Origin of the sequence: Marinagarivorans algicola (assembly GCF_001292705.1) — a bacterium.
Classification (GTDB): Bacteria; Pseudomonadota; Gammaproteobacteria; order Pseudomonadales; family Cellvibrionaceae; genus Marinagarivorans; species Marinagarivorans algicola.
This window is the reverse complement of sequence record NZ_LGAK01000024.1, coordinates 29,240-43,640: the sequence shown is the minus strand read 5'-3', so window position 1 is coordinate 43,640 and position 14,401 is coordinate 29,240. Positions and strand designations below refer to the sequence as shown.

Sequence of the window (14,401 nt, the reverse complement as noted above, 5' to 3'; positions counted from 1 at the left end):
TAGCCAAAGCGATAATTAGTTACAACACGTTTTACCTATTTATTACAAAATCATATTTTATCGATTGGTGCCCAGCATTCGTTTTAGCGTATCATCTTTATCATAAAAATGATGCTTAAGGGCACCTAGCGCATGCACACTCGCTAAACCAATAAGACTAAAACCTGCAATAGCATGTACTTCACCTGCATAGTCTTCAAGATTGGTAATGCCACTCAGCGTAGCAGGAATCGCTAACACATTAAAAACATACAGCGGATCCCCCTGGGCAGTTGTAATAAGATAACCACTCACAAACATTACAAATAATACAAGTAGCATAGCGTGATGTACTACTTTCGCCATAACCTTTTCTTGACGCGAATGCTGAGCTAGCGCCAAAGGCTTAGCTGACACTGCGTACCAACTCATACGCACTAGTGTGAGTAGCATTAACATAACACCAAAGCTGCGATGTAAATCGGGGGCGGTTTTGTACCACTCATGATAATAGTCCAACTCAACCATCCACACTCCTACCACAAAGAGCCCAATAACGGCTAACGCACTCAGCCAATGAATAGTGCGACTCAACCAGCCGTAGTGCGTTGTGCTGTTTTTTAGTTGAGCTTTATGGCTTGGCTGGGGTTGATTGTTTAGCACGGCAGCACTCCAATATTTAAAATTAACCTGCAAACTATAACGCACATATTAAAAATGGCTAACGGCTTGCTGAATCTGTAAAGCGATATCTTTATTCGTGACTGTTTGAGTGGCTGCATCAAAGTGATCAAAAAATGACGCAACACTCACACTCGCTTTCACATCAGCCGCAAAGTAAGTCGCTGATGCCAACGCTTGAGCCAATACATTTTTAGCGCCGCCAGGGCCTGGCGACGTCGCTAATAGCACCGTAGGCTTATTATGAAACACCGCACGATCAATGCGTGACACCCAGTCAAATAAATTTTTATACGCTGCCGTGTAAGTTCCGTTATGCTCGGCATAAGAGACAATAATCGCATCGGCACTTGCCAATTTTTGCGAAAAAGCCTTGGCCAAATCAGGCTGACCCAAAGCCGCTTCACGCTCTACACTAAACAGCGGCAGCTCATAATCGTTGAGATCCAACACCTCTACCTCAGCATTCGACACTAAACCGGCGGCATAGGTGGCTAGCTGCTTATTAATAGACTGCTGACTAGAGCTGGCAGCAAATGCAATGACTTTCATAATAAACCTTATCTGTGAAGAGGAAGTTGGGTTGCGGGCTGCGTACACCCAGTGAACATTACCTAACCCTTGACTAGTCTACTGTGACTATGGATCATGGAATTGTGTTGTTGACCATATTATGCCCCTAAAGATTCATCCAAATGGTCAATATTTTTGCTCAAACGTATCAAAAATTTAAACCTTTCAGCTCACTCAAGCTTTTTATAATGGCTACCTACATTCAAACATCCACAATAGATTAACATCAATAATAGGTGCACTATGGGCTTACTGGTTAACGGGCAATGGCAAGACAAATGGTATGAGAGCAAACACGGTGCGTTTGAACGAGAAGATGCCATATTTCGGCATTGGGTAAGCGCAACAGGGGAAGCCGGGCCAACAGGCGCCGCCGGCTTTAAAGCAGAGTCAGGACGATATCACCTGTTTGTATCACTGGCCTGCCCTTGGGCACATCGCACGCTTATTTTCCGCGAACTCAAGCAACTGCAAAAACACATCGGCGTTACCGTGGTTGACCCTAAAATGCTAGAGCATGGCTGGGTTTTTTCTGAGGTTTCAAAAGATAACCCCCTACCCAACTTACACTATTGCCATCAGGTCTATACTGCCGCCAAAGTCGATTATACCGGCCGCGTCACTGTTCCTATTTTATGGGACAAGCAGCAACAAACAATTGTTAGTAATGAATCATCCGAAATTATTCGCATGCTTAATAGCGCCTTCAATGATGTAACAGGTAACTACGATGATTACTATCCAAAGGCACTACAGCCTAGTATCAATCGTATAAATACCTTGGTCTATAACAATATTAACAATGGTGTTTATCGCGCAGGTTTTGCCACCACGCAGGCTGCCTATAGCCAAGCCTACCATCAAGTTTTTGAGGCGCTTGATTACATTGAAAGCCTTCTAGCAAATCAGCGTTACTTAGCTGGCCAGCAAATTACCGAAGCCGACTGGCGACTATTTACTACGCTGATTCGTTTTGATAGCGTTTATTTTGGTCACTTTAAAACTAACAAACGATCAATAGAAAGCTATCCTAACCTTACCCATTACGTTCGTGAGTTGTATCAGTACCCAGGCATAGCCGGTACGGTCAATTTTGACCATATCAAAACCCATTATTACTTTAGCCATAGCCACATTAATCCAACGCACATTGTGCCCGAAGGGCCGTTGATTGATTATACGCAAGCCCACAATAGAGCGGGCCAGATCAACTAAGGACGAGACAGAAATACATTAGCCAATAATACTTGTTTTATTGTAACTATTCAGAGGTCCAGAGATCGGGTCAGAGGTCAGGAAATCGCGCGCCAATGAATCATTTACTGGACCGCTCAAGCCATCCGTAGACGCTATATAAGCGCTCCCGGCGCTTATATAGCCAGAAAATATCCTATCAGGTGAATTTTTTCAACTTAGCTGAATAGTGACGTTTTCTGCTTCCTCGACTGCGTTGCTCAAAGCATCACATGCTCGGTCATACATCCCTTCGAGCACCTCCCAGAGACAATAGAACTCTACGCTTGGGCAAGCTATTATTATCTACCCCCTAAAACTGCACTAGGCGTTCGAGGTAACAATTAGATGTCAATGCAGCAACAAATCAACATTGAGAAGTAGGCTGCGTCTGTGTGTATTCTTCAATAATTAGCCACTGACCAGAAGGAGACTTTTTTACCATCATATAATATCCGGCATCCCAGTAGCATTTACGCTCAACATAACGATTGGCTTTAATCTTAAACGCATTATCTTGGGCTATCACTTCAACTTCTTGATAGCGGCTAATATCTTGAGTCAATTTTGCGACTGGCATTATTTTTGATATTAAGCTTTTCCACTCATAACCCGATACTGCCATTTGACGCTCTAAGCCATGAGGGTGTTGCCTAAAAAAAACTATTTTTGCATCGTCGGCGTAGAGGTTCGCCACTGCTGGGTCAAAATTTTCACCCAATTCAACAAATCGTTTGAACAGCGCTTCAGGCGTACTAAGCTCAGCTGAGAGAGCATGACAAGACAGTAAGCTTAAAGTCATCATTCGTAAAAAAAATTTCATCACAAAATTCATCCTTTTTATAGCGTTAAATGAATAGCGGCCCTTTGATTAAAGTTAAGCGCAACGTATGCGCTTTTTGATTAACCAGCTATTTTAGGACCTCCCTGCAACAGCAAAATCCCATACAGGTATGGCATATTGACGCAGGAGTCAACCCTTTATAGCATCTACTGCGTCACAGTAAGGTCATCGCCATATTAAACACTTTGACGCCAAAAATATACTGCCTTATAAAACCAAAAGGGGAGCTAAAAGCTCCCCTTTCACAAGAGATTAACGATCTAGGCCTTAGGCTCGGTACGGTCAAGCAAATAAATACCGTCATTTTCAATACGAATTATTTTTTGCTTGTACAACCCCCCGATGGTTTTTTTAAATGCTTTTTTACTCATTTTAAACATTAAGCTAATTTGCTCAGGATCTGACTTGTCATGTACAGGCGCATAACCATTGTGCCGCTTTAAATAATTGAGAATAATGTGAGTGTATTTATCGCGTGTTTCTTGGCCGCCTTGTAGTGTTAAATCTATTTTACCGTCAGGGCGAATGAATTTAATGTATCCCTTAATGGCTTGACCAAAACTTAATCGCTGAAAAACCTCTTCTTTATACAAAACGCCCCAGTGATGATGATTAATAATCGCCTTAAAGCCTAAATCGGTTGTATTGGCGACAATTAAATTCACTGCCTGCTTAACGCTATAACCATGCGGCTTATCTTCCTCTACAAACTTATCCACTTTAGAGGAGGCCACAATACGACCATCGGTATGATCGATATAGGCACGCACCAAATATGAGCGACCTACTTCCATCGGTCTATGCTGCTCAGCAAAAGGAACCAACAAATCTTTATCTAAACCCCAATCTAAAAAAGCACCCACACTATTGCTGTCAATAACCCTTAGCAATGCAAATTCACCTACACGTATTTTAGGCTTTTGTAATGTGCAAATAGGGCGATCATCAGAATCTAAATAGATAAAAACCGCCTGCGTATCACCAACCGCCAGCCCTTTAGCGCCATGCTTATTGGGCATGAGTACCTCACCTAAATCATCGGCATCAAAAAAGGCGCCAAAGGGTGTTATTTTGGTGACGCGAAGTGTGTGATGCTGGCCAATAGTGATCATACAAAGTTCTCAAATTTTATGAATGTAGTCCCAAACATTATGTAACGCAACGACATAAACCGTTTAGCATCGTATAGCTAATGCAAACAATTCATCGCTAATCCATACTGATTAACTGGACATAGATTTGTGGATTAAATATTTTAGCGATAAAAGTATGGTAAGGCGGTGCATCCATTGCTAGTACAGCAATCACTATCGCTAATGCCAGTGCCGTTTTGATATTATTGTAATCAAATAATTTAATCGCTGTACCAAACGAGCGCTTAACTGAGACGTTCATAAAATCTACCGAATAGATTTCATCCAATAGTAAATGCAATAGAAAGCCAAAACTTAAAAAAGCGCCTAAAAACCAACTCGTGGTGGCCGTATAGCCTAGTTTATAGCTCGCCCAGGTTAATAAAAGGCCAGCAGCAATGCCAGCTAATAATGAATGGCAAACACCGCGGTGTATTGTAAAGTGTTTGAATAGGTTACGCACAACAAATTGCATGGCGCAATACACCAAAAAACACAGCCCCCATACCCATACAATGGGAATTTTGTACACGCTATAAGCAATCGTGCTAGCACACGCGAGTAACGTTAAAATACCAAATAATATACCTAAACTGTACGAATTATCGGAGTCGATATCGGGCAAAATGCCGCCAATAGTGCCAGCTAGCCAGCACATAAAAGCCTCTTTAAAACTGAGTGTCTGAGTCGCTAGTAAAGCCGTACTCGCCAAACCGCTCCCAACAGTCGCAAACTGGATATGAGTTTTGAAATTGGCCATTATTACCTCTAGGTAGCCATAAAATACATGGCTAAGTGTACAGGTATTTTAAAGCCATTACCTTAATCTACAGGCCCATAACGATACAAAAAGACACTGGCAATATAGACACTTAGGGTGTTCCGAATGTATTGTTATCCCGAATGTATTGCAATCACTGACTCAGGCTTATATCCCTTAGAGGCTATATCAAAAATACCCCATCCGCAGTAGCTCAAAATACTCTGCGATAGCACCCGCACTCTATGACCAAAACAAATTATAAGGCCATCAAAGTCATCAGGGGCTTGAATGCGGCGAATTCAGCACCAGTGTAATAACGGCAGTATCTTTATCACCAACCCCGCAAGGCTTGGTGATATCCTTATTAGCGTACTCTGAACAATGTTATTCTGAGCAATGTAAAGGGCGTATAATAAACAAGAACACCCATAGCGCAACGCATACATAGTACAACGCATACAGCCATCCGCTGGCGAGCGTTTACACAGTTGGAGCATTCCGTCTTCGAGGTTGCCAAGTCATCGATATTGCCAAGATCATTAAGCCCTAGTTTTTCTCGGTATTTGCCGGCCAAAAACCTGCAATATACAAATCAATTAACTTCGCCAGCTTCTATCAAATACTGGCGTTATTTATTATAAAAGGTGAATAATCATGGCCAAAACAGCCCTTAAAGGTAACCCCGTTAATACCAACAGTGACCTTCCTTCTGTAGGTTCACAAGCCCCTATGTTTAGTCTCACCAAAGTCGATTTAAGCGAACTCAGTAGCAGTGAGCTACAAGGCAAGCGCGTGATACTCAACGTATTTCCCAGTGTTGATACCCCCACCTGCGCACAATCGGTACGCACCTTTAATGAAGAGGTCAGTCATTTAGCCAATACCGTTGTTTTATGCATATCGCAAGATCTACCCTTTGCGCTAGCGCGCTTTTGTGGGGCTGAAGGCCTAGATAACGTTGTATCAGCTTCTGCCTTCCGCTCTAGCTTTGCTGAAGACTTTGGTCTAAAGCTCCTCGAAAGCCCGCTAGCCGGTCTTACTGCTCGCGCTGTCATTGTACTCGATGAAAAAGGGAGTGTGTTACACGCCGAGCTCGTTTCAGAGATCGCCGAAGAACCCAATTATGAAGCGGCAAAAGCCGTGCTTTAAGTATTCATGCACTCGCCTGTTTAACCTTAACACACCGGTATAAACAGCCGAGCCCAATACGCATAAGCTTTAGATGTATACACAAGCCAAAACACCCGTAAAATAGGTGTTTTGGTTGGTTATTGCCCTACAGACTAAACAATGCTTAAGTTGGATGCTTTTTTTTGGCAAAATGACCGCTATATTCATAAGGTGTTTTACACCACTGGGCACCATACTCCATGTCTTCAGATTCCCACTCAAAAGCTATACCTCTCAAAGCCAGAGCCACTGCACTCTTTGTTCGCTTGGCTATTACCCTTGTAGGACACCTACCTTTAAGCTGGGTCCGAAGCTTAGGTGCTGTATTAGGCCGTATTTCACTGCTATCCAAGAGCCGAATGGCAGTAGCTACCCGGCAAAATATTGCATATTGTTTACCTGACTTAAGCCCGCAAGAGCAGCAAGCTTTAATCGCTGCCAGCCTAAAAGAGACCGGTAAGCTAGCCCTTGAAACCGCTGTAGTGTGGGCGCGCGGCAATGACTGGGTATGTCGCCATATATTAAACGTGGAAGGCCGCGAGCACTTAACAAGTGCTATAGAGCGCAAGCAGGGTGTACTCGTACTGGCTCCGCATATTGGTAATTGGGAGGTCGTTAACTATTTTTTAGCCAGCTGCGGTGACGTCACGAACATGTATCAAGAACCCAAAACTGCAGGGATGAACGACATACTACAAGACTACCGCACCCGCTGCGGCGCCACCTTAGTCCCCACCGACCGCAAAGGTTTAATGACAATACTCAAGGTATTAAAAACAGGCGGAATTTCAGGTATTTTACCCGATCAAACCCCTAAAGAGGATAACTCAGGTATATTTGCACCGTTTATGGCTCAACATGCCTTTACCATGACCCTGGCACACAAGCTAATCCAAAAAAGTGGCTGCTTACCATTATTTGTTTATGCCGAGCGTGTCAAAGGTGGCTTTAATATTACGATTCGCCCAGCACCCAGTCATATAACCAGTGACGATGAGCAAACAGCCGTCAATGCGCTAAGCGAAGGTATAGAGCAGTGTGTACGCGCCATACCCGCGCAGTACCAGTGGGAATACAAGCGCTTTAGAAAACGCCTAAACGATTCACCCAACCCCTATTCAACCTAGCACGTAAAACCCGTTTAAATTTGAGATGTACTATGGAACAACTGTTTGAAACTTTGCTATACCGCTCACGCTGGTTTTTGGCGCCCATTTACTTTGGCTTAACACTCGCTGTTGTTGCCTTGGGTATTAAATTTTTCCAAGAGGTTTTTCACCTGCTATTACATATATTAACCATGAAAGAGGCCGATATGATTTTGGTAATTCTCTCGTTAATTGATATAGCAATGGTAGGCGGGTTACTGATTATGGTGATGATGAGTGGCTATGAAAACTTTGTTAGCCGCATTGATATCAACGACGACGAAGAAAAGCTCAGCTGGCTAGGCAAAATGGATTCATCATCATTAAAGGCCAAAATTGCTGCCAGTATTGTTGCTATCTCATCTATTCATTTACTCAAGATTTTTATGGCATCAGAAAGCATAGATAGCGAAAAACTCAAGTGGTACGTCATTATTCATCTAACGTTTGTGGTATCGGCCTTTTTGATGGGCTACCTCGACAAAATTGGCCGTCATGAACCGCCACACACCACTGACATTGCTCCTATGCCAAACAAGCCCAAACCACATAGCAATACGACTGATTAACATGAATAAAGCAGCCCTCTCGCGGGCTGCTTACTCAAGTCAAACACCCTGCTGAGCCAGCCATTGCTTGAGCTGAGCCAAAGGTACAGCACCGGCTAATCTTGCCTTTTCTTTAGCACCCACAAATAAAATCAATGTAGGAATAGAACGAATATTCCAGCGCCCAGCAATGCTTTGCGCTTGCTCGGTATTGAGCTTAGCCAATCGCAACTTAGGCTCCAGCTCGGCTGCCGCTTGCTCAAAAGTCGGCGCAAAGGTTTTGCACGGCCCACACCAAGGGGCCCAACAATCGACCAACACTGGTACATCATTGTGGTTAAGCACCGCCGCTACGTTAGACGACGACAACTCAATAGGCTTCCCCTTAAAAACCGGCGTCTTGCACTTACCACATTTGGGTTTATCATCTAAGCGGTCGGTGGGTATTCTGTTTTTGCCATTACATTTTGCACAGGTAACGTGCGTCATTTGAACCATAGTAAACCTCTCATTAAAGCATTATTTTATCAGAGGCTACGCGCTTATTAAGCACGCTTACTCAACAAAAGCCCGCTCAATGACATAATGACCCGCATCGCCGTGGCGTACCTCTTTAAAGCCGCGCTCATCCAAAATGCCGCAAAAGTCTTTTAGCATACTAGGGCTACCGCACAACATAAAGCGATCATTCTCGGTATTAATCGGGGGTAAACCTAGGTTTTTTTCTAAGGCTCCTGTGGTTAATAAATCGGTTAGGCGGCCTTGATTTTTGTAGTGCTCACGCGTCACGGTGGGGTAATACAATAATTTTTGCTTAACCTCATCACCAAAAAATTCATTGTTTGGCAACTCATCAGTAATAAAATCGGCATAAGCCAGCTCATCGACATAGCGCACGCCATGGGTCAGTATAATTTTATCGTATTGCTCATACACCTCAGGGTCCTTAATGATACTCAGAAAAGGTGCTAAGCCCGTGCCTGTGGCCAATAAATACAAATGCTTACCCGGCAATAAGTGATCTGTCACCAAAGTCCCGGTCGACTTACTATTCACAAATATCTCATCGCCAGGCTTAATTTTTTGCAACTGCGAGGTTAGCGGGCCATCGGGCACTTTGATGCTAAAAAATTCAAGCTTATCTTCATAGTTAGCGCTAGCAATAGAATAAGCGCGCAACAGTGGCCGGCCGTTTTCTTGCGGCAAACCAATCATTGTAAAATGCCCATTTCTAAAGCGAAAATCTTGCTGACGCGTGGTGCTAAAGCTAAACAGCGTATCGTTCCAGTGGTGTACTTCGGTCACAGTTTCAGTTAATAATTTAGTCATAATAGGCCTCGGCCTTCGTCAATAAGAGATATTCAATAGCGTTAGATTAAAGGTGTTTTTGTTAGTGGTAAAGCGGGATATTCCGGTTATAGTTATTGGTAAAACCAATAATGGGGAGCCTTATGCACTTCACACTGCGCCAACTTCAAGTCTTTACTACCATTGCCAAGCACCAAAACGTAAGCCGCGCAGCAGAAGCTTTAGCAATGTCGCAATCGGCATGCAGTGGCGCGCTTAAAGACTTAGAGCGGCAATATGATGCCCAGCTATTTGAGCGTATAGGCAAAAAATTATCGCTCAACAGCTTAGGTGCGCGTTTGCGCCCACAAGCCGAGGCATTATTAGATCGCGCAACAGAGCTAGAGCGTGAATTTATTAGCCACAAAGAGGCCGCCCATGTAAAGCTTGGTGCCACTCTCACTATTGGCAACTACTTGGCCGTACCCTTAATCCAACAATTTATGGCGCAATACCAAGGCAGCGCCACATTACAAGTCGCCAACACTCAGCATATTGCCAGTAAGCTATTAAGCTTTGAGCTGGATATTGGTTTGATAGAAGGTGAAATAAACCATCCCGATTTACACATTATTCCATGGCAACACGATGAACTGTGTTGCTTTAGTAGCCCCAACCACGCTTTAGCACACAAAAAAAACATCACCGATAACGACCTAATTCATGCACAATGGATATTACGCGAAAGCGGCTCAGGCACCCGCCAAACCTTCGAACGCGCCATGCAAGGCTTACTGCCCAACCTCAATATCCTATTAGAACTACAGCATACCGAAGCCATTAAACGCGCGGTCAAAGGGGGCTTAGGTATTGCCTGTTTATCTAAAATTTCATTAGAAGAGGCATTCCATCATAAAACTCTCGTACCGCTCAACGTAAAACACCGCAACTTTTCACGCCGGTTGTATGTCGTGGTCCATAAACACAAATATCAAAGTATGGGAATAAAGCAATGGCTGGAGATGTGTGGGGTTGGGTGATGTGTTTCTTGACAGTTAACTCGCGCCCAATACTCAAAACCGATTATTGTGTCATGATGCAAGCGTAACTATTTGGCCAAGCTGACAAACCTCACCTAATAGAGCGCTGATAGATAATTTCTGAGAATCTAAACACCTATGTAGCGCCCATGGAGCGCTAGATAACGCTGTCATTGCGCCTTGGCATCACTGATCAGGCAACTATGGCCTTTCACTAAGGCCACAAACGCCAAAAAAATTAATTTTTAATGCGTTTTAGCTATATCGCTGATGGCTTAAATCATAGGGCCACAGGATATAGCATGCTGTAAGGTTGATGAAAACGTTTCGCTGGTTAAACAAAGGGCTCTATATAAGCTAATCTTTAATAAGCAGGCAATGTAACGCAATTTTAACCATGGCGGTTTGTTTGATTATCTGGCACTGCTAGCTAAGCTAGAAAAATCATGACGAGATGGCAGGTTTTTCGATGCTCGCTACCTGCAAACACACCTTATAAGTAAGCCATATTACTTAGTAAGCTGTGTTTATGAATGTACTCATCAGTGAACCCTGTTGATCAGTGGACTATGTTGGTAAGTGGACTATGTTAATCGGCTGGCGAATCAGTAGGCGCGGGTTTTTGGATCGTTATATGTATGGTGTCGGTATCGCCGTATTACGGCCATTGCTCTTGATGCTGATTTGCATCGGCCCCCATCAGGCTGTGGCTTTGGCCACGCAAGCGGCCTTGGATACTGCCATTGAGCAACATATGGCACCGTATGCCGAATTTAAACATATTCAAATTTCTAACTATACCAGCGACCAAACAAATATTGGCTCCATCACCGCTATGGTACAAGATACCAAGGGGTTTTTATGGGTGGGTGGCGAAAACGGTTTAGCACGTTACGATGGCCATAATGTCTTGCTGTATCGTGCTGATAACCACAACAGTATTGCCGGCAATTATGTACAAAGCCTTGCTGTAGATGAGCGCTATGTGTGGGTAGCTACGGTGACAGGTATTAGCCGCTTTGACCTCAATAGTGGTGTATTCACGAACATATCATCGGCGACCAATACCCTACCAAGCAACGACGTCACCTCAATAACACGTTACAAAAATTGGATCTTCGCCGGCACAACCGAGGGCCTTTCGGTATTGGATGCAGATACCTTAAAGCAACAAACACCCGCATTTATACGCAAGCTACCGGCATTAATTCATATTCGCTACGTGTATGTATACGGTGATGAACTGTGGCTGGGAACCAGCCATTTAGGCCTTATTCGCGTGAACTTATTAACCGATGAGGTCAGCTATTATAGTCCCGACCCTAAAGATCCAAAGGCGATTGCCCACCAAGATGTGCGTGGTATTTACTCGCCAGATGGTGTGCATTATTGGCTAGCCTCTCTCGGTGGTGGCTTAATACTATTTGATAGCATACAGAAAAAATTTACCCAATATGCAGCGCATGCCAGTGCCGATAAACCTTTTGTCACTAATGACGTATGGGGGGTATTTGGCGATAGCAAAGGCTATATTTGGGTGGGTACAGACAGCGCAGGCTTGTGGCGTGTGAATTTAAAAACACAAAAAATAGAAGGCTACATTCACGATTCTAGTGTTCCAGCATCTATCGATAGCAATAAAGCACGGCTGGCTTTTGAAGATAAAGATCATAATATTTGGGTGGGTAGCTTTTCGGGTACTTTGAATTATTACTATCGCGGTTTTGATCAAATTAAACATTTTCGCAAGCGTAATCGCTTTCACAAAGGTCTGAATGATAATGCAATATTATCGATTCATCCTGCGCAAAATGGCCTGTATTGGGTCGGTACCGAAGGCGGACTTGACTTACTCGATCCACACCAAGGTAGCGTCACAAGCTTTAGTGCTGATACCGGTGCCACACTAAAGGCCAACCCCGTATTAGCACTAGAAACAGATAGCCAAGGCTATTTATGGGTAGGTACATGGGGCGGAGGGGTTCAGCGCTATAACCCCAAAAATGGGCAATGGCTGAGCTTAATGAATCACCCCGATCCCACCAAAAGAATCAGCAACGCTTATATCTGGGCACTCAAAGATGATGGCAAAGGAAATTTATGGGTAGGCACTCAAAAGCGAGGCCTGTTCAAGCTTCATTTAGCTACCGGCAACATTAAGCACTACCCCTTTAATGCCATGGATGCCGGCGGTATTGTCGGAGAGTTTGTTAGGGATATTACCTTAGATAAACATGGCAATGTGTGGGTGGCGAGTCTTCACGGGTTGTCGCGTTATCGCCCAGAAAGTGACGATTTTGATATCACCACACATGATCCCAATAACACTAACAGCTTAAGCAGCAATCAGTTAATTGCTATTACAGCACACTCTAATGGTGATATGTGGTTTGCCTCTCGCTCATCAGGTATTAGTGTATACAGCCCCAGCACCAAAACTTACCGCCACCTAAGCGTCAAAGAGGGCTTGCCTAGCCCAGCGGTGAGCTGCATCGTTGAAGATACCCTGGGTGATGTATGGGCCGGTACCCCTTCGGGATTAGTGCGTATTAGCGCTGATTTTTCACAGGTGCATGTTTATCGACAAGCGAATGGCTTAGCTGGCTCTAATTACAATCGCAACGCCTGCTATGTCGACCCGCAAGGTCAAGTATGGGCTGGTAGCAAAGAAGGTCTAAGTATTTTTGAGCCTGTTATATTAGAGCAAACGCAAAAAGCCAGTCATACTGTGTTGTCGGGTTTGCGCATTAACTATAGCCAAGCTCAAGCCAATACCTATTGGCAAACGCAAACGCAGTTACCTCAAGCACTGCACTATCAGCAAAATTCAGTGAGCTTTGAGTTTTCGCTCAATCAATTTCACTTACCGCAGTTTAATGAGTATCGCTACCGACTACAGGGTTTTGACACGGCTTGGCAAAATATTAATCGAGGCAACTCAGCCATTTATACCAATTTGGACCCTGGGCAATATACCTTTGAGGTCAAAGGTAAAAGCGCCAATGGCCAATGGGGCGATACGACAACGGCTATTCGTTTTAGTATTAACCCACCACCTTGGCGGCAGTGGTGGGCTTATTTACTGTATGCTAGTTTTATAACGGTTGCTTTTGCGGCGTACCGTAACTATATGGCCGTGCGTGCGCGCAGCCTAGTATATCAACAGCTCTCACAACAAGATCAACTGACTGAACTCCCTAACCGCTTAGCTTTAAATCACCGTATTGACGATTGGCTCAAAGCCGGAAAATCATTTAGCGTGATTATTATTGACTTGGATTTTTTTAAAAAAATTAATGATACTTATGGACATGAGGCAGGCGATGTCATTCTGAAGGCATTCGCAAAAATCGCACAATCAGAAATTCGAGATTGTGATTTATTAGGACGCTGGGGCGGAGAAGAGTTTTTAGTGTTATGCGACAGTAGTAATTTGGGAACCGTTAAAAATATTGCCGAGCGCATCCAAAAAAATGTCGCCATGCAATCATTTCTTTATTACCACCAAACCATCGAACTGACCATTAGTGCAGGTTGCGCCGTACGCGAACTCGAAGAAAACTTTACCGAATTATTCCATCGTGCAGATCAGGCTTTATATTTTGCAAAAGAAGGCGGGCGCAATTGCGTGATGGCGGCTTAATCTTGAATTGTACAAACCACTAGCATGCCTGCGTGCAGTACAGTCCCTTTGTACTTCCTCTCATCCCCTCTTACCTGCACGTCTTACCTGCAGTCTTACCTGCAGTCTTACCTGCATGTCTTAGCTGCATGTTTAGCTATGCATCTTCTTATACATCCTTCAGCGCAACTGCGCGAGCACTACGTCACCGATACAAACTCGGATTAACATCCAAGACAATTATTGTAATATTTATATATATTTGTTATTAGCATCATTTTTTTATTCCGTCACTTCATCCATTTAAGATTTTGAGCAGTAACAGCTTTTACATGTGACTGCTTTAAGCTGCGCATCACTCTTTTACATAATACTAATAA

The 14,401-nt window shown here is 43.8% G+C and carries 13 protein-coding genes; 6 read left to right on the top strand and 7 right to left on the bottom strand.

Translation table 11 applies throughout. The annotated features are described in order from the left end of the window. Positions 1 to 57: 57 nt before the first annotated feature. A complete protein-coding gene (locus AC438_RS09780; RefSeq protein ID WP_053981107.1) occupies positions 58 to 642 on the bottom strand; it encodes a cytochrome b in 585 nt (194 codons plus the stop codon). A gap of 48 nt (positions 643 to 690) precedes the next feature. Further along, positions 691 to 1,212 carry an NADPH-dependent FMN reductase gene (locus AC438_RS09775; protein ID WP_053981076.1) on the bottom strand — a complete coding sequence of 174 codons (522 nt, stop codon included), beginning with the start codon at positions 1,210 to 1,212 and terminating at the stop codon, positions 691 to 693. 264 nt (positions 1,213 to 1,476) lie between these two features. Here AC438_RS09775 and AC438_RS09770 point away from each other — a divergent pair, with 264 nt between their 5' ends. Beyond that, positions 1,477 to 2,448 carry a glutathione S-transferase family protein gene (locus AC438_RS09770; protein WP_053981075.1) on the top strand — a complete coding sequence of 324 codons (972 nt, stop codon included), beginning with the start codon at positions 1,477 to 1,479 and terminating at the stop codon, positions 2,446 to 2,448. Positions 2,449 to 2,833: 385 nt separating this feature from the next. Here AC438_RS09770 and AC438_RS09765 read toward each other — a convergent pair whose 3' ends face one another. The 3 genes from AC438_RS09765 to AC438_RS09755 all read right to left on the bottom strand — a co-directional run bounded on the left by AC438_RS09765 (position 2,834) and on the right by AC438_RS09755 (position 5,203). Beyond that, positions 2,834 to 3,292, bottom strand: a complete 459-nt coding sequence (locus AC438_RS09765) for a hypothetical protein (protein ID WP_156317056.1) — start codon at positions 3,290 to 3,292, stop codon at positions 2,834 to 2,836. A gap of 278 nt (positions 3,293 to 3,570) precedes the next feature. Further along, a complete protein-coding gene (locus AC438_RS09760; protein WP_053981073.1) occupies positions 3,571 to 4,422 on the bottom strand; it encodes a CvfB family protein in 852 nt (283 codons plus the stop codon). 97 nt (positions 4,423 to 4,519) lie between these two features. Continuing rightward, the gene (locus AC438_RS09755; protein ID WP_053981072.1) at positions 4,520 to 5,203 is read right to left on the bottom strand and encodes a metal-dependent hydrolase; all 684 of its coding nucleotides are present in this window, start codon (positions 5,201 to 5,203) and stop codon (positions 4,520 to 4,522) included. Between the two features lie 657 nt (positions 5,204 to 5,860). On the opposite strand from AC438_RS09755, the gene tpx reads away from it, so the two are divergent. From tpx to AC438_RS09740, 3 genes are all read left to right on the top strand, one after another. Continuing rightward, the gene (gene tpx, locus AC438_RS09750; RefSeq protein ID WP_053981071.1) at positions 5,861 to 6,355 is read left to right on the top strand and encodes a thiol peroxidase; all 495 of its coding nucleotides are present in this window, start codon (positions 5,861 to 5,863) and stop codon (positions 6,353 to 6,355) included. 221 nt (positions 6,356 to 6,576) lie between these two features. Continuing rightward, positions 6,577 to 7,503 (top strand): lysophospholipid acyltransferase family protein, encoded by a 927-nt coding sequence (locus AC438_RS09745; protein ID WP_053981070.1) that lies wholly within the window; start codon positions 6,577 to 6,579, stop codon positions 7,501 to 7,503. A gap of 32 nt (positions 7,504 to 7,535) precedes the next feature. Next, positions 7,536 to 8,093 (top strand): TIGR00645 family protein, encoded by a 558-nt coding sequence (locus AC438_RS09740; protein ID WP_082354077.1) that lies wholly within the window; start codon positions 7,536 to 7,538, stop codon positions 8,091 to 8,093. A gap of 39 nt (positions 8,094 to 8,132) precedes the next feature. Here the strand turns inward: AC438_RS09740 and trxC are convergent, their stop codons facing one another. Both trxC and AC438_RS09730 read right to left on the bottom strand, forming a co-directional pair. Then, positions 8,133 to 8,570, bottom strand: coding sequence for a thioredoxin TrxC (gene trxC, locus AC438_RS09735; protein WP_053981069.1), 438 nt, complete (start codon positions 8,568 to 8,570; stop codon positions 8,133 to 8,135). Between the two features lie 57 nt (positions 8,571 to 8,627). After that, the gene (locus AC438_RS09730; protein WP_053981068.1) at positions 8,628 to 9,401 is read right to left on the bottom strand and encodes a ferredoxin--NADP reductase; all 774 of its coding nucleotides are present in this window, start codon (positions 9,399 to 9,401) and stop codon (positions 8,628 to 8,630) included. A gap of 122 nt (positions 9,402 to 9,523) precedes the next feature. Here AC438_RS09730 and AC438_RS09725 point away from each other — a divergent pair, with 122 nt between their 5' ends. Further along, on the top strand, positions 9,524 to 10,399 hold the full coding sequence (locus tag AC438_RS09725) for a LysR substrate-binding domain-containing protein (RefSeq protein WP_053981067.1): 876 nt from the start codon (positions 9,524 to 9,526) through the stop codon (positions 10,397 to 10,399). A gap of 622 nt (positions 10,400 to 11,021) precedes the next feature. Then, positions 11,022 to 14,042 carry a ligand-binding sensor domain-containing protein gene (locus tag AC438_RS09720; protein ID WP_162230724.1) on the top strand — a complete coding sequence of 1,007 codons (3,021 nt, stop codon included), beginning with the start codon at positions 11,022 to 11,024 and terminating at the stop codon, positions 14,040 to 14,042. The last annotated feature ends 359 nt before the right edge of the window (positions 14,043 to 14,401 follow it).